Origin of the sequence: Gordonia crocea (assembly GCF_009932435.1) — a bacterium.
Lineage (GTDB): Bacteria > Actinomycetota > Actinomycetes > Mycobacteriales > Mycobacteriaceae > Gordonia > Gordonia crocea.
This window is the reverse complement of sequence record NZ_BJOU01000001.1, coordinates 1,782,612-1,802,281: the sequence shown is the minus strand read 5'-3', so window position 1 is coordinate 1,802,281 and position 19,670 is coordinate 1,782,612. Positions and strand designations below refer to the sequence as shown.

Annotated in this window: 20 protein-coding genes; 5 read left to right on the top strand and 15 right to left on the bottom strand. The window is 70.9% G+C overall.

What is annotated here, in order from left to right; all coding sequences use genetic code 11:
* Positions 1-6: 6 nt before the first annotated feature.
* From nbrcactino_RS08500 to rimP, 9 genes are all read right to left on the bottom strand, one after another.
* Positions 7-387, bottom strand: coding sequence for a hypothetical protein (locus nbrcactino_RS08500; protein WP_161926962.1), 381 nt, complete (start codon positions 385-387; stop codon positions 7-9).
* A gap of 39 nt (positions 388-426) precedes the next feature.
* The gene (locus tag nbrcactino_RS08495) at positions 427-1,197 is read right to left on the bottom strand and encodes an esterase/lipase family protein (RefSeq protein WP_161926961.1); all 771 of its coding nucleotides are present in this window, start codon (positions 1,195-1,197) and stop codon (positions 427-429) included.
* 20 nt (positions 1,198-1,217) lie between these two features.
* Positions 1,218-2,561, bottom strand: a complete 1,344-nt coding sequence (locus nbrcactino_RS08490; RefSeq protein ID WP_228460742.1) for an MATE family efflux transporter — start codon at positions 2,559-2,561, stop codon at positions 1,218-1,220.
* Positions 2,558-3,517: a DHH family phosphoesterase gene (locus tag nbrcactino_RS08485; RefSeq protein ID WP_161926960.1), complete on the bottom strand. Its 960-nt coding sequence runs from the start codon at positions 3,515-3,517 to the stop codon at positions 2,558-2,560. Before nbrcactino_RS08485 ends, nbrcactino_RS08490 begins: the two co-directional genes overlap by 4 nt.
* Positions 3,514-3,954, bottom strand: coding sequence for a 30S ribosome-binding factor RbfA (gene rbfA / locus nbrcactino_RS08480; RefSeq protein ID WP_161926959.1), 441 nt, complete (start codon positions 3,952-3,954; stop codon positions 3,514-3,516). The genes nbrcactino_RS08485 and rbfA overlap by 4 nt, the downstream gene beginning before the upstream one ends.
* 45 nt (positions 3,955-3,999) lie before the next feature.
* A complete protein-coding gene (gene infB, locus nbrcactino_RS08475; RefSeq protein WP_161926958.1) occupies positions 4,000-6,720 on the bottom strand; it encodes a translation initiation factor IF-2 in 2,721 nt (906 codons plus the stop codon).
* A gap of 75 nt (positions 6,721-6,795) precedes the next feature.
* Positions 6,796-7,095, bottom strand: coding sequence for a YlxR family protein (locus nbrcactino_RS08470; RefSeq protein ID WP_161927666.1), 300 nt, complete (start codon positions 7,093-7,095; stop codon positions 6,796-6,798).
* An 89-nt stretch (positions 7,096-7,184) separates the two neighbouring features.
* Positions 7,185-8,207, bottom strand: a complete 1,023-nt coding sequence (gene nusA, locus nbrcactino_RS08465) for a transcription termination factor NusA (protein ID WP_161926957.1) — start codon at positions 8,205-8,207, stop codon at positions 7,185-7,187.
* A 75-nt stretch (positions 8,208-8,282) separates the two neighbouring features.
* Positions 8,283-8,816 carry a ribosome maturation factor RimP gene (rimP, locus tag nbrcactino_RS08460; protein WP_161926956.1) on the bottom strand — a complete coding sequence of 178 codons (534 nt, stop codon included), beginning with the start codon at positions 8,814-8,816 and terminating at the stop codon, positions 8,283-8,285.
* A gap of 87 nt (positions 8,817-8,903) precedes the next feature.
* Between rimP and nbrcactino_RS08455 the strand changes: the two genes are divergently transcribed.
* Positions 8,904-9,404, top strand: coding sequence for a hypothetical protein (locus nbrcactino_RS08455; RefSeq protein WP_161926955.1), 501 nt, complete (start codon positions 8,904-8,906; stop codon positions 9,402-9,404).
* A complete protein-coding gene (locus tag nbrcactino_RS08450; protein WP_161926954.1) occupies positions 9,401-9,838 on the top strand; it encodes a ferritin-like domain-containing protein in 438 nt (145 codons plus the stop codon). Before nbrcactino_RS08455 ends, nbrcactino_RS08450 begins: the two co-directional genes overlap by 4 nt.
* Here nbrcactino_RS08450 and nbrcactino_RS08445 read toward each other — a convergent pair.
* Positions 9,835-11,583: a proline--tRNA ligase gene (locus tag nbrcactino_RS08445; RefSeq protein WP_161926953.1), complete on the bottom strand. Its 1,749-nt coding sequence runs from the start codon at positions 11,581-11,583 to the stop codon at positions 9,835-9,837. The two genes, nbrcactino_RS08450 and nbrcactino_RS08445, sit on opposite strands and share 4 nt — an antisense overlap.
* A gap of 71 nt (positions 11,584-11,654) precedes the next feature.
* Between nbrcactino_RS08445 and yaaA the strand changes: the two genes are divergently transcribed.
* The gene (gene yaaA, locus nbrcactino_RS08440; RefSeq protein ID WP_161926952.1) at positions 11,655-12,395 is read left to right on the top strand and encodes a peroxide stress protein YaaA; all 741 of its coding nucleotides are present in this window, start codon (positions 11,655-11,657) and stop codon (positions 12,393-12,395) included.
* 120 nt (positions 12,396-12,515) lie between these two features.
* Positions 12,516-13,169 (top strand): hypothetical protein, encoded by a 654-nt coding sequence (locus nbrcactino_RS08435; RefSeq protein ID WP_161926951.1) that lies wholly within the window; start codon positions 12,516-12,518, stop codon positions 13,167-13,169.
* Here nbrcactino_RS08435 and cobA read toward each other — a convergent pair.
* From cobA to nbrcactino_RS08420, 3 genes are read right to left on the bottom strand one after another with little or no spacing between them, the layout of a single operon-like run.
* Positions 13,134-14,399 carry a uroporphyrinogen-III C-methyltransferase gene (gene cobA, locus nbrcactino_RS08430; RefSeq protein ID WP_161926950.1) on the bottom strand — a complete coding sequence of 422 codons (1,266 nt, stop codon included), beginning with the start codon at positions 14,397-14,399 and terminating at the stop codon, positions 13,134-13,136. The two genes, nbrcactino_RS08435 and cobA, sit on opposite strands and share 36 nt — an antisense overlap.
* A gap of 51 nt (positions 14,400-14,450) precedes the next feature.
* Positions 14,451-14,708: a hypothetical protein gene (locus nbrcactino_RS08425; RefSeq protein WP_161926949.1), complete on the bottom strand. Its 258-nt coding sequence runs from the start codon at positions 14,706-14,708 to the stop codon at positions 14,451-14,453.
* A complete protein-coding gene (locus nbrcactino_RS08420) occupies positions 14,705-15,733 on the bottom strand; it encodes an acyl-ACP desaturase (RefSeq protein WP_161926948.1) in 1,029 nt (342 codons plus the stop codon). Before nbrcactino_RS08420 ends, nbrcactino_RS08425 begins: the two co-directional genes overlap by 4 nt.
* Positions 15,734-15,837: 104 nt before the next feature.
* Here nbrcactino_RS08420 and nbrcactino_RS08415 point away from each other — a divergent pair, with 104 nt between their 5' ends.
* Positions 15,838-16,491: a response regulator gene (locus nbrcactino_RS08415; protein ID WP_161926947.1), complete on the top strand. Its 654-nt coding sequence runs from the start codon at positions 15,838-15,840 to the stop codon at positions 16,489-16,491.
* Between the two features lie 102 nt (positions 16,492-16,593).
* Here nbrcactino_RS08415 and nbrcactino_RS08410 read toward each other — a convergent pair whose 3' ends face one another.
* Complete coding sequence (locus nbrcactino_RS08410; protein ID WP_161926946.1) at positions 16,594-18,282, bottom strand: sensor histidine kinase; 1,689 nt, start codon at positions 18,280-18,282, stop codon at positions 16,594-16,596.
* Positions 18,282-19,655, bottom strand: a complete 1,374-nt coding sequence (locus tag nbrcactino_RS08405; protein WP_161926945.1) for a cobyrinic acid a,c-diamide synthase CobB — start codon at positions 19,653-19,655, stop codon at positions 18,282-18,284. The genes nbrcactino_RS08410 and nbrcactino_RS08405 overlap by 1 nt, the downstream gene beginning before the upstream one ends.
* Positions 19,656-19,670: the final 15 nt, after the last annotated feature.

The window sequence follows — 19,670 nt, the reverse complement described above, 5'->3', positions numbered from 1 at the left end:
GGTTGGCTAAGTCCGAAAGCGAAAACCGAAGCGATAATCGCCGGGCCGGATGGTCCGATCGCTGACCCGAGCGGGCTGCGCGTCGACCATCTCGAGCACGCCGCCGACCACGCGCTGGGGGCGCCTCAGGACGAACTCCCTGGTCTCGCTGTTGCTACCGCGGTTCACGCGCGCGGAGAGCGTCACCACCCCGGGCCAGACGCACTGCACATCCTGCGGACACCGGCTGTCCTGCACCACGGTCAGGGGCGTCACCCGGGCCCCGCCGACCGTCACGGTTTGCCCGATCTTCGCGTAGCCGGCCCGGGGCACGGGGTTGGCGGCCGTGTTCGCGCAGCCGACAACCAGCAGCGGGACCGCTGCCAGGATCACCACCAGGCGAAGCATCGGCCCATCATCGCACGGATCGGCCGACGCGTCGGACAGTCAGTTCTTGTACTCGGCGTAGAACGGCGCGGTGGGCAACATCGACTTGCGGGCGGTCAACACCCCGTCCGGGACAGTGACGAACCGGCCCTGGCACCGTCCGGCCAACGAGGCCGCCGTTGCATCCCACACCGCGGGTGTCAGCGGCTCGATGGTGTGGTCGAATCCGGCGGGCACGTCGTTGATCGGGATCGGGGTGACCCGGCACTGACCACCGTCCAGGTGGCCGTCGGCGTACTCGTTGACGCTGCGGATCCCGAAGTACTTCGTCGGGCCGGGGGTGTCGTCGCCGGCGTTGAGTTGTTTGAGGAACGGCGTCTTGGGGCAGTTCTCCCGGGCGATGTCGGCCCGGCAGGAGGCGGGCGAGCCATACTGAGCCGTGCCGATGGCCACATAGGTGGCCACCTTCGAGGCACCGCCCATCTCCTTCAGGTACCAGCGCGAGCTGATACCGCTGACGCTGTGGGCCACCAGGGCGACCCGGTCGTGCGGATGGGCGCGCCGGAGGCGCTCAACCGCGCCGGCGACCGTGCGCGCATCCTTGCGCATGTCCTTTCCGGGCAGGTCGAGGACCGTCGTCGGGTAACCGCGGTTGGTCAGTTCGTCGGCCATCGCACCGTAGGCCGGCGCCAGCGACTGGTTGCCCACCTGCTGGCCCGGCATCAGGATGACGCGGGTCTTGACCGGGGCGGCCTCGGCCGGAACCGCGGCCACCGTGATGGCCCCGACGGTCGCGATACCGCAGACCAGGGCGGAAAGCTGTTTCATCATGGCGGTAAGGATAGCCTGGGCTAATGCGCGGCGCCGATTTGGCCCGTCCATCCGCCCTGGCGGTAGCGCCAGTACACCGCGGCGAGACGGGCGAGCATGAAGACCAGCAGGCCCGTCCAGATCCCCGCGAGCCCCCAGCCGAAGACGTGCGACGCCCAGATCAGCGGTAGGAAGGCGACCAGCGCCGCCCCGAGGGTCGCGGTGCGCAGGAACGCCGCGTCACCGGCACCCAGGAGGACTCCGTCGAGGGCGAAGACGACGCCGGCGATCGGTAGCATGGCGATCAGGAACCACCAGGGCGTCGCGATCGCGTCGAGAACCTGGGCGTCGGTGTTGAACAGCCGCGGCAGCACCCCCGCCCCCAGTCCCAACACCACCGCGACCACCAGGGCCAGCCCCACCGATGCCACCGTCACACGGCGGGCCACCTCCCGGGCCCGCGCCGGGGCCGCGGCCCCCAGCGCCGCCCCGACCAGCGCTTGTGCCGCAATCGCCAGGGAATCGAGCAGCAGGCTGAGGAACTCCCAGACCTGCAACACCACCTGGTGCGCGGCCACCGCCGCCACCGAGTACCGCGCCGCCACCGCGGCCGCGGACAAGAAGCACACTTGGAACGACGCGCTGCGCGCGATCAGGTCGCGGGCCATCACCAGCTGCGCGCTGATCACCGCCCGGTCCGGTCGCCACCCGACGCCGGTGGCACGGCATTCGCGCCACAGTGCCCCGAGGAAGCACAACCCGGTCACCGATTGGCCGGCGAGATTGGCCCACGCGCTGCCGGGCAACCCCCACCGCGGGAACGGGCCGACGCCGTGGACCAGTACCACGCAGAGCACCGCAGCCAGACCGAGGCCGACGACCACATTGACCACCGGGGCCCGGGTCTGCTGGACGCCGCGCATCCAACCGTTGCCGGCCATCGACGCCAAGATCAGCGGGACCCCGAAGACGGCGATGCGCAGCCACCCGGCACCCTCGGCGGCCACCGCCGCATCCGGCACCAGGGCCCGCATGATCGCGGGGGCCGCCGCGTACCCGGCCGCCACGATCGCCAACCCGACGACGACGGCGATCCACGTCGCCTGCACCCCCTCGATCACCGCACCGTCGCGGTCGCCCTCGCCGAATCGGCGCGCCGACCGCGCAGTCGTGCCATAGGCGAGAAAGGTCAACTGGGTGCTGAGGATCGCCAACATCAGTGTGCCGACCCCCAGCGCCGCGAGCTCCCGGGCACCGAGGCGCCCGACGACGGCCAGATCCAGCAGCAGGTACAGCGGGGGCGCGATCAACACGACCAGCGCCGAGGCGGCGAGTGCGCCGATCCGCCGCGGGCCCGACTCGGAATCGGCCGGCGCCGAGGTCACTGCGCAGCGGCCAGCAGCGCCGCGACCACCTCGTCGGCGGTGCCCGACGCGCTGTACCCGGCGGCGCGCACATGGCCGCCGCCGCCGAAGCCGCCGGCGATCGTGGTCACGTCGACGTCGGTCCTCGACCGCAGTGACACGTTCCAGCGGCCCGGTTCGGACTCTTTGAAGACTGCCGCGACTTCCGCGTCGCCCGCCGTGCGGACGAGGTCGATCAGGCTTTCCGACTCGTCCCAGGCCATCGACGACAGCAGTCGGTGGGGCACCGTCGCGTAGACCAATCCGGCTCCGCCACAAGCAGATTCAACCAACTGTGCATCGCCGAGCACCTCACCGGCGACCTGCAACCAGGCGAACGGATGGGTGTCGAGGAGCTGGCGGCTCCAGCGCGCCCCGTCGACGCCGACCTCCAGCAGCCGGGCGGCGATACGGAACGACGCGGGCCGGGCCCATCTGAAGGAACCCGTGTCGGTGACCAAACCGGCGTAGATGCAGGTGGCAATCGGCTCGGTCAGTTCGACGCCCAGCTCGTCGACGATCTGCAGCACCAGCGAGGCGGTGCAATCCGACGTCGGGTCGATGAGGTCGACGCTGCCGAATCCGCCGTTGGAGACGTGGTGGTCGACCACGATCCGGGTGGGAGCCGCCTCGAACACGGCGCCGAGCTCCTCGAGGCGGCCCTGGGTGGCGGCGTCCACGGCGACGGCGACCGGATGACCGGTCACCGATGCCGCATCCACCAACAACTCACCGCCGGGCATCCCCGCCATCGTCGCCGGCAACGGCAACACCCCGGGGTAGGCGACCTCGACCGTCTTGCCGAGGGCGACCAGCGCCTGGCCGAGGGCAAGGCCGCTGCCCAGGGTGTCCGGGTCCGGCCGCACGTGGCACAGGATCGTCACCGCTGCGGCATCGCGCAGCAGTGCGGCGACCCCGGCCGCGGTCGCCGACGTCACCGGTCGGACTCGTCCCGATACGGATCGGCCTCCCCCGCGGGCTGCGCCTCCGCCGCCTGACGGGCCACCAGTTCGTCGTTGGCCCGCGCCCGCGCCACCAGCTCCTCCATGTGGCGGGCCGTGTCGGGCACCGTGTCCACCTGGAAGGCCAGCGTCGGGGTGAACCGAACGCCGGTGCCGGCCCCGACGAGGGAGCGCAGGTGGCCGGTGGCCTTGGCCAACGCGGCCGCCGCACCCTCGAAGTCGGGCTCGGCGTCGATCGTCTCGCCCATCACCGTGTAAAACAGCGTGGCGTCGTGCAGATCGCCCGACACCCGGGCATCGGTGATCGTCACGTGGGCCAGCCGGGGATCCTTGATCTCACCGGAACCGATCGCCGACGCGACGATCGACGAGATGCGCTTGGCCAGCCGGGCCGCGCGCGCCTGATCTGCCATGACAGAACCGCCTTTCGGCAGGGACCGCACGCGACCGGGTCTCCCCTAGTCGCGCGCCTTCTCCTGCAGCTCGTAGCTCTCGATGACATCGTCGACCTTGATGTCGGAGTAGGTCAGCGTCAAACCGCATTCGAAGCCCTCGCGGACCTCGGTGACGTCGTCCTTCTCCCGCCGCAGCGACGAGATGGTCAGGTTCTCCGCGACCACCACGTTGTCGCGCAGCAGACGGGCCTTCGCGTTGCGCTTGATCAGACCGCTGCTGACCATGCAACCGGCGATGTTGCCGACCTTCGACGACTTGAAGATGGCGCGGATCTCGGCGCGGCCGAGTTCCACCTCTTCGTAAACCGGCTTGAGCATGCCCTTGAGCGCGCTCTCGATCTCATCGATCGCCTGGTAGATGATCGAGTAGTACCGGATGTCGACGCCCTCGCGGTTGGCCAGCTCGGTGGCCTTGCCCTCCGCGCGCACGTTGAACCCGATGATGATCGCGTCCGAGGCGGCCGCCAGGTTGACGTTGGTCTCGGTGACGCCACCGACACCGCGGTCGATGACCCGCAGCGAGACCTCGTCGTCGATCTCGATCCCCAGCAGCGCCTCCTCGAGCGCCTCCACGGTGCCCGAGTTGTCGCCCTTGAGGATGAGGTTGAGCTGGCTGGTCTCCTTCAGCGCGGAATCCAGGTCCTCCAGGCTGATCCGCTTGCGGCTGCGCGCGGCCAGTGCGTTGCGCTTGCGCGCCGCGCGCCGGTCGGCGATCTGCCGGGCGGTCCGGTCTTCCTCGACGACCAGCACGTTGTCACCCGCACCGGGCACCGACGTGAAGCCGATGACCTGGACCGGGCGAGACGGCAACGCCTCGTCGACGTCGACGCCGTGCTCGTCGACCATGCGGCGCACACGGCCGTAGGCGTCGCCGGCGACGATCGAGTCGCCGACGCGCAGGGTGCCGCGCTGGATGAGCACCGTCGCGACCGGGCCGCGACCGCGGTCCAGGTGCGCTTCGATGGCCACACCCTGGGCGTCCATGCCCGGGTTCGCCCGCAGGTCGAGGGCCGCGTCGGCGGTGAGGAGCACCGCCTCGAGCAGCTGGTCGATGTTGGTGCCCTGCTTGGCCGAGATGTCGACGAACATCGTGTCGCCGCCGTACTCCTCGGGCACCAGGCCGTACTCGGTGAGCTGACCGCGGATCTTGGCCGGATCGGCGCCTTCCTTGTCGATCTTGTTGACCGCGACCACGACCGGCACGTCGGCAGCCTGGGCGTGGTTCACCGCCTCGACCGTTTGCGGCATAACACCGTCGTCGGCCGCGACCACGATGATCGCGATATCGGTGGCCTTCGCACCGCGGGCACGCATGGCGGTGAACGCCTCGTGACCCGGGGTGTCGATGAAGGTGACCAGCCGGTCCTCGCCGTTGAGCGAGGTGTTCACCTGGTACGCACCGATGTGCTGGGTGATGCCGCCGGCCTCGTCGGCACCGACGTTGGCCTGTCGGATGGTGTCGAGCAGGCGGGTCTTGCCGTGGTCGACGTGACCCATGACGGTCACCACCGGCGGCCGCTGCTCGAGATCCTCTTCGCCGCCCTCGTCCTCACCGTAAGACAGGTCGAAGCTCTCCAGGAGCTCGCGGTCCTCGTCCTCGGGGCTGACGACCTGGACGACGTAGTTCATCTCCGAGCCGAGCAGCTCGAGCGTCTCGTCGTTCACCGACTCGGTGGCGGTCACCATCTCGCCGAGGTTGAACAGCGCCTGGACCAGGGCTGCCGGATTGGCATCGATCTTGTCGGCGAAGTCCGACAGCGAGGCTCCGCGGGCGAGCCGAATGGTCTGCCCGTCACCGCGCGGCAGCCGGACGCCGCCGACCGTCGGGGCCTGCATCGAGTCGTACTCTTGGCGCTTCTGCCGCTTGGACTTGCGCCCCTTGCGCGGCGCACCGCCCGGACGACCGAAGGCACCCGCGGTTCCACCGCGGCCTCGGGCGCCGCCACCGCCGCCACCGGGACGACCGCGGAAGCCGCCACCGGGCGCACCACCGGCCGGCGCACCGCCGCCGGGTCCGCCGCGGTATCCGCCGCCACCGCCACCGGGACGATTGCCGCCGGGTCCGCCGCGGCCGGGACGACCGGTCTCGGGACGCGCGGAACGACTGGGCATGGCACCCGGGCTCGGGCGAGGCGGCATGCCGGACGGACTCGGCCGCGAGCCGCCGCCCGGTCGGGGACCGCCGGGCCGCGGGCCGGCCGCACCGGCACCCGGGCGGGGGCCCATCGGGCGCGGCGCGGGGGCCGGGGCCGACGAGTACGGGTTGTTGCCGACGCGGGGCGCGCGCGGACCGGGCTTCGGTCCGGGACGCGCTCCGGCACCCGGAGCGGGAGCCGGTGCCGCGGGCGCCGCCGAAGCGGCGGGGGCGGCCGGCTCGGCCAGGGCCGGGGCCTCGGGCTGCGCGGGCTTCGGCTTCGGGGCCGACGGGGCGGGGGCCGGAGTCGGCGCCGCCTCGGGGGCCGGGGCCTTGGACGCCGCTGCGGCCGCCGCCGCAGCGGCGGGGCTGGCAGCGGCCTTCTTCGGCGCAGCCTTCTTCGGGGCCTCGGCGGGAGCCGAGCCCTCGGACTTGGGGAATGATTCGCGAAGTCGCCGGGCCACCGGGGCCTCAACGGTCGACGACGCTGATTTGACGAACTCGCCTTGCTCTTTCAGACGCTCGAGCACAACCTTGCTCGTCACGCCCAGTTCTTTGGCCAGTTCATGCACGCGGGCCTTGCCTGCCACTGCTCTCCTCACTTGAGGTCGAGCGGGCACCCGCTACGACCTAGTTAACTCCGATACGTGCTCATCGTGGGAACTTCACGGTGTGCTCATGTCTGGTGCTACCTGTTCTTCCGGTTGACCGGTACCGGTCGCTGAATCCAGCGACCCGACCAGGTCGGTTAGGTCGACAGTCAATCCGTCGACCCGAAGCGCCGGTGCCAACGCCTTGCGCCGCACCGCCGCCGAAGCACATTCGGCGGTGGGGTGCAGCCAGGCGCCGCGGCCGGGCTGGTTCTTGCGGTGGTCGATGACGACCACCGGCCCGTCGGGACCGCATCGGGCGATCACTCGGACCAGTTCTGCCCGATCTGCTCGACCGCGGCAACCGACGCACATCCGTATCGGATGGTGACGCATGGTGTTCTCCGTGGACCGGGCGAGATCTCGCACAACCTTTGCCAGTCTAGCCCGCTGCAATCGTCATGTCATACCGCCGCGCCCAAGGCCTCCGACGAGGGCTCCGGATCGGCGTCGGATCGGATGTCGATCCGCCACCCGGTGAGCCGTGCGGCCAACCGCGCGTTCTGTCCCTCTTTGCCGATCGCCAACGACAGTTGGTAGTCCGGCACGATCACCCGGGCCGCCTTGTTCGCCTCGTCGACGACGGTCACCGAGATGACCTTGGCCGGCGACAGGGCGTTGGCGACGAAGACCGCCGGATCGGTGGAGTAGTCGATGATGTCGATCTTCTCCCCCGCCAGCTCACTCATCACGTTCCGCACGCGCTGGCCCATCGGCCCGATGCACGCCCCCTTGGCGTTGAGGTCGGGGACGCCGGTGTGCACGGCGATCTTGCTGCGGTGACCGGCCTCGCGGGCGACCGCGACGATCTCCACCGCCTTGTTGGCGACCTCCGGCACTTCGAGTTCGAAGAGCTTGCGGACCAGGTTCGGGTGGGTGCGCGACAGCGTGATCTGCGGTCCCCGGGCGCCGCGGGTGACGCCGACGACGTAGCACTTGATGCGGTCGCCGTGTTCGTAGACCTCACCGGGGACCTGTTCGGCGGCCGGGATGACACCCTCGGTGCCGTTGGCCTCGTTGCCGATCGCGACCACGACGAGGTCGCGCGCATTGGCCCGCACGTCGCGCTGCACGACGCCGCCGACGATCTCGCCTTCGTGGGCGACGAGCTCGCCGAAGTTCTTCTCGTTCTCCGCGTCGCGCAAGCGCTGCAGGATGACCTGCCGCGCGGTCGTCGCGGCGATCCGGCCGAAGCCCTCGGGGGTGTCGTCCCACTCATGGACGACCACCCCGGCCTCGTCGAGTTCCTGGGCCATCACCCGGACCTCGCCGGTCTTGCGGTTGACGTCGATCCGGGCGTGCGGGACGAACCCGTCGGTATGCCGGTAGGCGGTGAGCAGCGCCGTCTCGATGGCGGTGATGACGGTGTCGATCGAGATGCCCTTGTCGGCCTCGATCATCCGCAGGGCTGAGATATCGATGTTCATCGGTGGTGACTCCTATTCACTTTTCTGTTCAGTTGTCGTGTTCAGTTGTCGGTCGTGTTCGGTTGTCGAGTCCGGTCACCCCTCGCCGCGGCACAGCTTCAACTCGGCCGGGCTCGGCTCGCCGAACTCGACGGTGACCACCGCCGAGACCACGTCTGACAGCGCCACCTCGCGCACGGCGAGTCGGCCCTTGTGGTTGACGACGATGGACACCGTGTCGCCGACGAGAGTACCGATTCGCCCGGTCAACTTCTCCTCGTTTGCGTCCGTGTCCCCCGAGGCGTCGCCACCCTGGGCGGCCAGGGTCAGCTCGGCCTTGCGGCCGAGGTTGCGCCGCCAGTGGCGCTCGAGGGTGAGCGGGCTGTCCACCCCGCGCGACATCACGTCGAGGGTGTAGTCCTGCGCCCACGGCTGGGTGTCGAAGGACGCGGTCAGCGCCCGGGTGAGATCGGTGAGCGCATCCAGGCCCACCCCGTCCTCGCCGTCGACGACGACGGTGATGGCACTGCCCCCGCCGGCGATGTCGGCCACCGCCACGTCATCGACGTCGAAACCCGCGCCGACGACGACGGGTTCGACCAGCGCGGCAACACTCTTGTGGTCCGGCACGCCCACTCCTCACGATTCGCCCAGTTCACGCGCACCGAGGGCCCCGGTGCGCACCACAGGAGTGTAGGCGATGGCATTATGGCCGACGTGCCTTCCCTGAACCGCCGCACACTGCTCCGCGGCGCCGCCGTCTCCGCCGTCGCCCTGCCACTGGGCACGGCCGCGTTGACCTCGTGCAGCAGCGAGCCGTCCCCGGAGGAGGTGACCGCGGGCAAGCTCGTCGAACTGGCCAATGCGGCCATCGCCTCCGCCGCGGCGGCCCGCGGCCTCAAGGCGGTCGAACCGGGTCGGGCGGCCGCCCTCGACGAGATCGCCGGCATCCGCGACACCCATGCCGCCCGGCTGCGCGACGAGATCAACCGGCTGCACTCCTCGTCGGCCGCCCTCATCACCACCCCGAGTGCCGCGCCGGCCTCGAGCCCCGACTCGCCGGCGCCGGCGAAGACGGGCCTCGAGGCTTTCCGCGGCACCCTGACCGCCGACGCCGACGCCGCGCGCCGGGTCGCGGTGGCCGCGAGCGGCTTCCAGGCCGGCCTGACCGCCTCGGTGTCCGCGTCCATCACCAGCCTCAAGGATCTGCTGTCATGACCGTCGCCGATGCGCTCACCGCCGTCATCCGGGCCGAGGATGCCGCGATCTTCACCTACGGGGTGATGACGGCCTTCACCCGCAACGACGTCCGCAGCCGACTCGCCGTCGACATCGCCGCGCACCGCGTGCGCCGCCGGGCCGCCGCCGACGCCCTGGTGAAGTTGGGCGGCCACGTGCCCGCCGCGGCCGCGGGGTATCAGCTGCCCGTGCCGGTGACCGATGTGCGGTCGGCCGGTCGGGCCGCGGTCGCCGCCGAGAACGACACCGCGGTGGCCTACCGGGCGCTGGTGGAACAGGCCGACACCGACGCGCTGCGCCGCCTCGGAGTGGACGGGTTGACCGAATCCTCGGTGCGCGCCGTGTACTGGCGGGGGGTCGCCGGGATCACGCCGACCGCGGTGGCACTGCCCGGCGACCCGCGCCCGAGCTAGCCTTCGCCCCGCGCGAGCGCGAGAACCGCGTCTACCGCCTCGCCGACGGCGACCTCGTCGGTCGCCCCGCTCAACCGGTCGCGCACTTCGATGGTGCCGTCGGCGAATCCGCGGCCCACGACGACGACGGTCGGCACGCCGAGCAGCTCGGCATCCTTGAACTTGACCCCCGGCGAGGCCTTCCGGTCGTCGAACAGCACCTCCACGCCGGCGGCGTCGAGCTGCTCGACCAGCGCCTGCGCCCCGGCGACCGCCCCCTCGTCCTTGTTCGCGATGACCACGTGCACGTCGAACGGCGCGACCTCGCGCGGCCAGCGCAGTCCCTTCTCGTCGTGCATCTGTTCGGCGATCACCGCAACCAGCCGCGACACGCCGATTCCGTAGGAGCCCATCGTGAGGCGCACCGGCTTGCCGTTCTCGCCGAGGACGTCGACCTCGAAGGCGTCGGTGTACTTGCGGCCCAGTTGGAAGATGTGGCCGATCTCGATGCCCTTCGCGGAGACCAGCGTGCCGGTACCGTCCGGCGCCAGGTCGCCGTCGCGGACCTCTGCGGCCTCGATGGTGCCGTCGGGGGTGAAGTCACGGCCGGCGACCAGGTCGACGACGTGCTTGCCGGCCTCGTCGGCACCGGTGATCCACGCGGTACCGGTGACCACGCGGGGATCCACCAGGTAGGTGCCGCCGGCGGCCTTCACCCCGGCGGGGCCGATGTAGCCGCGGACCAGCGCCGGGTTGGCGGCGAAGTCGTCGTCGCCGAGCAGTTCGACCTCGGCCGGCTCGACGGCGGCCTCCAACCGCTTGAAGTCGACCTCGCGGTCACCGGGCACGCCGATCCCGGTGATGACCCAGTCCTCCCCCGGCCGGCGGATCTTGACCAACACGTTCTTGAGCGTGTCGGCGGCGGTCACGGTCCGGTCCAGCGCCCCGTTGGCCCAGTCGACCAGCGTCGCGATGGTCGGCGTCTCCCCGGTGTCGTAGGCGATGGCCGCGGGCAGCCCGTCGGTGTCGCGGGGCTGGCCGGGCGGGGTCACCACGGCTTCGACGTTGGCGGCATAGCTGCCGTCGGAGCTGCGCACGAAGGTGTCCTCGCCGACCTCGCTGATCGCCAGGAACTCCTCCGACGCGCTGCCGCCCATCGCGCCGGAGGTGGCGGCGACGATGACGTACTCGACGCCCAACCGCGCCATGATCGCCTGGTAGGCGTCGCGGTGGGCCCGGTAGGACTTCGCCAAGCCCTCGTCGGTGAGGTCGAAGGAGTACGAGTCCTTCATCACGAACTCGCGCCCGCGCAGGATGCCGGCGCGGGGCCGCTCCTCGTCGCGGTACTTCGTCTGGATTTGGTACAGCGTCACCGGCAGGTCCTTGTAGGAGGAGTACTCCCCCTTGACCAGTTGGGTGAACAGTTCCTCGTGGGTGGGCCCGAGCAGCATGTCCGCACCCTTGCGGTCCTGCAGGCGGAACAGCGCCGAACCGTATTCGGTCCAGCGGCCGGTGGCCTCGTAGGGCTCGCGCGGCAGCAGCGCCGGCAGCAGGATCTCCTGCGCGCCGATCGCATTCATCTCCTCGCGGACCACGTTCTCCACCGCGCGCAGCACCCGCAGGCCCAACGGCAGCCAGGAATAGACCCCCGGCGCGGCCCGGCGGACATACCCGGCCCGGACGAGCAGTTTGTGCGACGGGACCTCGGCGTCGGCCGGGTCGTCGCGGAGGGTGCGCAGGAACAGCGAAGACATGCGGGTGATCACGAGGCACCAGCTTAGTGAGACCCCGGGGCGGGCGGGAGTGCCGGGTCGCCCCGCCACGCTAGGGTGCTGGGGTGCTCGTGATCCTGCCCCCTTCGGAAACCAAAGCGGACGGCGGCGACGGCGCCCCGCTGAACCTGGCGTCGCTGTCGTTCCCGTCGGCGACGCCGACGCGCCAGCACCTCGTCGACGCGGTGGTCGCCCTGTCGGCCGACTTGGACGCCAGCCGCACCGCACTGGGTTTGGGCAAGACGGCCATTGCCGAGGTCGACCGCAACGCCGAACTCTGGCAGGCGCCGACTCGGCCGGCGGTCGAGCGGTACGCCGGCGTCCTCTACGACGCCCTGGACTATGCCGGGATGACCAAGCCCACGCAGTCGAAGGCGCGCGAGCGCCTGTTGATCGGTTCGGCACTGTTCGGCGTGCTGGGCGCCGGCGACCCGATCCCCGCGTACCGCCTCTCGGCGGGATCGAAGCTGCCCGGGGAGCCGACCCTGTCGGCCACGTGGAAACCGGTGTTGCGCGAGGTGTTCGCCGGCGTCGACGACTTCATCGTCGACCTGCGCTCCGGCGCGTACCAGAATCTGGGCAAAGTCGACGGCGCGGTGACCGTCACCGTGATGACCGAGAAACCCGACGGATCGCGCTCGGTGGTCAGCCACTTCAACAAGCACTACAAGGGTCTCGTCGCCCGCGACCTGGTGCGGACCCGGCGGACCGTGTCCGACGTCAACGGTGTCGCGGCGGTGCTTGCCGACGCCGGTCAGCGGGTGGAATTGGCCGGCCCGACGACCATCGTCGTATTCACCGACTGACCGTCGGACCGTCACCGGTGCCGGTCGCCGGCGCCCGGGACGTTAGACTCTTGCCGGGCAATCCGCCGCCCCATCGACGCCCACCATCGACGACTGACGAGGATCGGAGAGCAACACCGAATGCTCCACGCCCTCGCCTACGCGTTTGTCGACGCGGTGAACGTCCTCCTCATCGGTGTGCTCGTGGCGCTGGCGATGATGTCGGCCAAGGGGCGCTACGGCCCGGTGGCCGCACTGCTCGTATTCGGCGACTGGCTCGGTGTGCTCGGGACGGCGCTGGTCGTGCTGCTGGCTTTCGACGGTCTCGGCGAATTCGTCAAGCACATCGTCGATTCCCCGCTCTTCGGCGTCCTGTTGATCCTCGCCGGTGTCGCCACCATGGTCCTCACCATCCGCGGCGGCGACTCGTCGGCACTGATCAACCGGATCTTGGAACCGTTGCGCTCCCCGTCACCGCTGACCGTGCTCGTCGGCATCGTCCTCGGCGTGATTCAGTCGGTGACGTCGGTCCCGTTCTTCGCGGGCCTGGCCGTGCTCTCGGCCAGCGAGGTGCCCCCGCTCCAGCGCTACCTGGGACTGTTCCTCTATGCGACCGTCGCGTTGAGTCTGCCGATTCTCGCCGCCCTGCTGTTGGCGCTGGTGCGCCGCGCGCCGGACTCCTTCATCAGCCGCGGCTTCGACGTTGCGCGGGCCAACAAGGAGGCCGTCGTCCTGGGGGCCGGCTATCTGGTGTCGGTCCTACTGATCGGCATCGGCGTTCTTCGCCTGATGTAGGGCGGCCGCCTCCCCCTCGGTGAATCCGGCGACCGCACCGATCACCACGATGGCCGGCGGTGCCAGCTTCTCGTCGGCGGCGACCTGCGCGGCGTGTTCCAGATCGGCGCGCAGCAGGCGCTGGGTGGGCAGCGAGGCGTTCTCGATCATCGCCACCGGGGTCTGCGGGTCCCGACCACCGGCCAGGAGCGCATCGGCGAACGCGTCGAGGCGTTCCACGCCCATCATCAGCACGATCGTGCCGCGCAGCCGGGCCAGCGCCGACCAGTCGGTCAGCGAATCCGGGTGGTCGGGGCGGACGTGCCCCGACACCACGACCACCTCATGGGTGACGCCGCGATGGGTCACCGGGATCCCGGCCAGCGCCGGCGCGCTGATCGCGCTGGTCACCCCGGGGACGACGGTGACCGCCACACCCGCGGCGACGCAGGCCTGCAACTCCTCGAAGCCGCGGCCGTAGACGTACGGGTCCCCGCCCTTGAGGCGGACGACGAACTTTCCGGCCGTGGCCCGGTCGACGAGGATGTCGTTGATGATCTCCTGGCGCATCGCGCGGCCGTAGGGCACCTTGGCGGCGTCGATGATCTCCACGTCGGGCCCGAGGGCGGCAAGCAGTTCGGCCGGCGCGAGCCGATCGGCGACGACCACGTCGGCGCGGGACAACAGCGCCCGGCCGCGGACGGTGATGAGGTCGGCGTCGCCGGGTCCGCCGCCGACCAGCGCCACGCCCGGCGCATGTGGTTCGGCGGGCAGCGGTTCGACGGCCGCGGCGGTGTCCAGGGCGGCCATGAGCTGGTCGCGCACCCGCGCCGAGCGCCGGTGGTCGCCCGAGGCGAGCACCCCGACGGTCAGGCCGCCGGCGCGACCGCTGGCCGGGGTCACCGCGGTCCCCTGCCGGGCCTCGTCGGCGCGCACGCAGAAAACCCGCCGGCGCGTCGCCTCGTCGACGACCGCCTCGTTGACCGCGGGATCGTCGGTGCACGCCATCGCGTACCAGGCCCCCTCGAGGTCTCCCTCGGCGTAGGGGCGGCGGATCACCTCGATACGGGGATTGGACTCCACCGCCGGGGTCGGGTCGGTCGCGACCACGACGACCCGGGCGCCGGCCGCCAACAGGTTGGGCAGGCGGCGCTGGGCGACCGAGCCGCCGCCGACCACGACGACCCGTCGCCCGGCCAGGTTCAAGCCGGCCAGATAGTGCCGCGGGTCGGGTCGGTCGTCAGCTGCCATAGCCGACAACTTTACCGGCGCGCCGACAATGACCGTACGACGGGCGGCGGGTCAGATCGGCAATTCGCCGGTGGCGCGGATCCGGGCCCAGATATCGCTCACCGGGACGCCGTGCACATGGGCGTGGTGGCGGATGAACTCGGCCAGCAGCACCGAACTCGCATAGCCGACGTCGGCGTCGTGGGTCCGGTTGCGGACGTCGTTCCACCAGGTCGGGTTGTCGCAGGCGGCGGCCTCGGCCATGGTGATCGCGGTGTCGAAGCCGGGGATCGGCACGGCCGCGCCGGGCGGGGTGTCGATGACGGTCATCGGGCCGCCTTCTCCCGGTCGGCCTTGGCCTGCATCCGCTGCAGGGCGCGGTCGCGCGCGGCCTCGAACTTGTCGACCTTCTCGTCGAGGTCGTTCAGGAAGGCCGCCAACTGCTCGCGGTAATACTGGCCGACCGGGCCGAAGTCGTCGCGCTCGAAGATCCGCCATTTCCGCAGGACCGGTTTGAGGACCTCGGAGCGGTGCTGCGGGAGGTCGTAGATCCCGTCCTTGGCGATGAGCACCGCGTTGCGGCGGAAGTTCGGCATGGTGGCGCCGGGCATCGCGAAGTTCGACACGATCGAGTAGATCGCCGTCATCGCCAGGTCCGGCACCACGTCGAGCGCCGCGGAGACGATGTTGCGGTAGAACATCATGTGCAGGTTCTCGTCGGCGGCGACGCGCTGCAGCATGCGGTCGGCGATCGGGTCGCCGCAGGCCTTGCCGGTGTTGCGGTGGCTGACCCGGGTGGCCAGTTCCTGGAAGCTGACGTAGGTGACCGACAGCAGCATCTCGAAGGCGGTGTTCCCCTCGAAGGCGGGGTCGAGGTGGTGCACGGCGCGGGCGTGGTCGAGCGGGTCGTAGCCGTGGGTCATGTGGATCATGCGGGTGTTTTCCAGCTCGACCGGGTCGACGCCGCGGGTGACGACGAGGTAGTCGCGCATGACGATCGAGTGGCGCGCCTCCTCTGCGGTCCACCGCCCCACCCAGAAGCCCCAGGCGTCGTCGAGGGAGAAGTTCTTCGCGATCACCCGGTGGTAGGACGGGAGGTTGTCCTCGGTCAGCAAGTTGGTGATCATCGCGGCCTTCGCCGTCTCGGAGAGCTCGGACTGCGTCGGGTCCCAATCCACGCCGCCGAGGAAGGCGAAGTTGCGCCCCTCGTCCCACGGCACGTAGTCGTGCGGGTTCCAGTCGACGGCGACCTTCATGTGCCGGTTGACTTCCGCGGACGCGGCCGGCTCCAGTTCGGTCAAAAGGTCCGAGCCGCTCATCTTCTCGGTCAGGGCGTTGACGTCTATTGCGGTCATACCCACGACCCTGCCTGCAGACGTGTCGGATCTCATGAGGCTAAAGTCCTCACACGCATGCGACATGCGTCCCGAATCGGACGGGACCCAGGTACCGTTTGGGCATGCCCCAATCCTCGGTCCGCGTCTTCATCGTCGACGATCACGAGCTGGTCCGACGCGGTTTGCGCGACCTTCTCGGCACCGCCGGCGACATCACGGTGATCGGTGAGGCGGCCAATGTGGCCGAGGCGCTCGTCGGTATCACCAACGACCCGCCGGATGTGGCCGTCCTCGACGTCCGACTGCCCGACGGGTCCGGCGTCGAACTGTGCCGCGAGGTGCGGTCCCGGTGCCCGGATACGCACTGTCTGATGCTGACCAGCTACGCCGACGACGACGCGCTGCTGGCCGCCGTCATGGCCGGCGCGTCGGGCTTTGTGCTCAAGCAGATCCTCGGCCAGAACCTGGTTTCGGCGGTGCGCACCGTCGCCGCCGGCGGCAACCTGCTCGACCAGCGCAGCACCGCCGCCCTGATGGAACGCCTGCGGGGCCGCAGCACCGGCCCCGGTGATCCGTTCGCCAAGCTCACCGACCGCGAGCGCGAAATCGTCGACCTGATCGGCGAGGGGCTCACCAACCGCCTGATCGCCAAGCGCATGCACCTGGCGGAGAAGACGATCAAGAACAACGTGACCCGGATCCTGGCCAAGCTCGACCTGTCCAGCCGCACGCAGGTCGCGGTCCTGGCGACGAAGGCCTCCCAGCGCGACTCATGAGTGCCCCCGGCTGAGCGATTCCGCCCGACCACCCACTATGCCGAGGTCTGCTGTCGCCAGGTGGTCACAGACCTCGGCACAAGCGCCGATGACCAATCGGAGTTAGTCGGTTTTGCGCTCGACGAGCGGTACCTGCCAGACCAACCGGGTGCCGCGGCCGTTGAGCCCGGGGCCGACGGAGAACTCGCCCTCCCACTCCTGGGCGCGCATCCGCAGGTTCTCCAACCCGCTGCGGCGCACCCCGGGGGTGATGCCGCGACCGTCGTCGGTGATTTCGACGATCAGTTCGCCCGCCCGGGGCTCGGCCACCACGCGCACCTCGATCCGATCGGCGCCGGAGTGCCGCAGCGCGTTGCTGATCCCCTCGCGGACCACCGCGTCGACGTGGCTGGCCAGTTCCGGGATGACGACGGTGTCGACCGGCCCGTCGAACCGCACCATCGGGGTGACCTCGGCGTGCCCGGAGACCTGTCCGACGACGGCGAGCACGCGACGGCGCAGCGTCGGGGTGCGCGACGGGTCGGCGGTCTGCAGGTCGAAGATCGACGTGCGGATCTGCGCGATTGTGCCGTCGAGGTCGTTGAGGACCTGGGTGAGGCGCTCATGCTGCATCTGGGCCGAGAGCCCGCCGTCGGCGTCGTCGTCGCCGTCGCGGGCCACGGTCAGCGCCTGCAGGGTCAGCCCCATGGCGAAGAGCCGCTGGATGACGTGGTCGTGGAGGTCCCGGGCGATCCGGTGGCGGTCCTCCAGGACCTCCAACCGGCGGCCCATCTCCCGCCGCTCGGCATAGGCGATGGCCAGCGAGGCGACCTCGGCCACGCCGGCGAGGCCGGAGCGCTCCTCGGCCTCCCAGTCGGGCTTGACGTCCTGGTGGATCACGATGGCGCCGTACACCCAGGGGCCGCGCACCAGCGGCACGATGGTGACCCAACCGTCGTCGCGGTCACCCCACCCGGGTACCTCGTCGTCGGGCAGGACGCGCAGCTGCGCCGACTCGGTGATCGTCTCGCCGAGGCGGACCGCGTCGACGGTGCCCGGCCATCCCGAGTTGGCGCGCAGCGTCGCCGCGGAGTCCTCGGTCTGGTAGACGTACACCGCACGCGCCTCGGTCAGTTCGGCCACGTCGGCGCAGATGTTGTTGAGGTTCGCCACCAGGCTGACCCCGGCCAGCGGCTCGGCACCGCGGCGGGCGATCAACTCCATCCAGGTGTGCCGGATCCGCGCGCGCTCGAATCCGCGGGCGTTGTCCACGGCGATGCCCGCGGCCACCGCCAACACCCCGATGAGCGCCTCGTCGACGGCGGAGAAGGAGTCGGCGGTCCGCTTCTCGGTCAGATAGATGCTGCCGAACACCTCGCCGCGGATGAGGATCGGCGCACCGAGGAAGCTGTGCATCGGCGGATGGTTCGGCGGGAAGCCCACCGACGACGGATGGGTGGACAGGTCGGTGATCCGCAGGACCTGCGGCTCGTTGATGAGCAGGCCGAGGACGCCGCGTCCGTGCGGTAGCGAGCCCATGGTGGCCCGCACCTCGGGACTGATGCCGGTGTAGACGAATTCCCGCAGGCCGCCGTCGGCGGCGCGGACGCCGAGCGCCACGTAGCGGGCGTCGAGGACGCGGGCGGCGACGTCGACGATCCGCTGCAGCGCCTCGTCGAGGTCGAGCCCCTGGCTGACCACGAGAACGGACTCGAGCAGGTCGCGGGCCTTGTCGGGGCGGAGGCTGTGTCGGGCCAGGGTGTTGAGCGTGGCGTGCAGGTGGTCCAGGTTGGCCGATATCGGGTTGTCCATCAGTCCTTCGTTCCCGCCGCCGCGGCGACGAATCTGGCGATCGCCCTCGGTACCGCGGCCGGATGCACATGGAGGAACGAGGCGTGCACCCCGCGGTACAGGTGGCCGTCCACCCGGGCCCCGTCGGCCTGCCACCCCCACGCCGGGGCCGGTCCCGCCTCGACGGTGCTGCGGTGGAACTCGTGCCCGGTGACGCGGTCCCCCGCCCGGTACAGCACCGAATCGGCCAGGGCGACACCGTCGCGGTAGCCCAGGCACAGCCGCGGGCCGAACTCGGCGGTGACCGGCAGCGCCCCGGCCAGCGCGGGGCCGGTGCGGCCGTCCCGCACGACCCCCGAAGTCAGGTACAGGTAGCCCGCGCATTCGGCGTGCACCGGCCGACCGGCGTCGACGTGGGCGCGCACCGCGGCGCGCAGCGGTGCGTTGGCACTCAACGATTCGGCGTGCTCCTCGGGGAACCCGCCGCCGATCACGAGCGCGGCGGTGTCGTCGGGCAGCGTGTCCGACAGCGGATCGAACTCGACGACCCGTGCGCCTGCCGCCGCCAACAACTCGGCATGCTCGGGATAGCCGAAGGTGAACGCCGCGCCCGAGGCCACGGCCACCACCGGTCGCCCGGCCACCGGGTCCCCCACCGCGTCGACCGCCGACCACGCCTCGACGACGGGGCCGGCGCCCGCGACGGCGGCCACCGCCTCGACGTCCACCGACGCCCCGACCAGCGCGGTCATCGCGTCCACTGCCGCCCGTGCCTGCGGCGAGCGCTCCGCTGCCGGGATCAACCCCAGGTGTCGGGAGGGCACCGCCAGCGCGTCGTCGCGGCGCAGCACCCCCAGGACCGGCAGCCCGACCGATTCCGCCGCGGCCCGCAAGACCTCTTCGTGCCGGTCCGACCCGACCCGGTTGAGGATCACTCCGGCGATCCGGATCCCGGGGTCGAATCCGATGAACCCGTGCAGCAGTGCGGCCACCGATTGGCTGTGCCCGGCCGCGTCGACGACGAGGACCACCGGGGCACCCAACAGCGCGGCGACGTGTGCGGTCGAACCGAAGCCGCCGGCCGGCGAATCCGGGGTGATCCGACCGTCGAACAACCCCATGACCCCCTCGACGACGGCGATGTCGGCGCCCACGCTCCCCGCGGCGAACAGGGCCGGGACGAGCGGCTCCCCCACCAGGTTGGGGTCCAGGTTGCGCCCGGGGCGGCCCGAGGCCAGGGCGTGGTAGCCGGGGTCGATGTAGTCCGGGCCCACCTTGAACGGCGCGACGGTGCGCCCGGCGGCGCTCAGTGCGCCGATCAGCCCGGTGGTCACGGTGGTCTTGCCGCTGCCCGACGCCGGCGCGGCGATGACCACGGCCGGGACGCCACTCATCGGCCGGCCACCCGC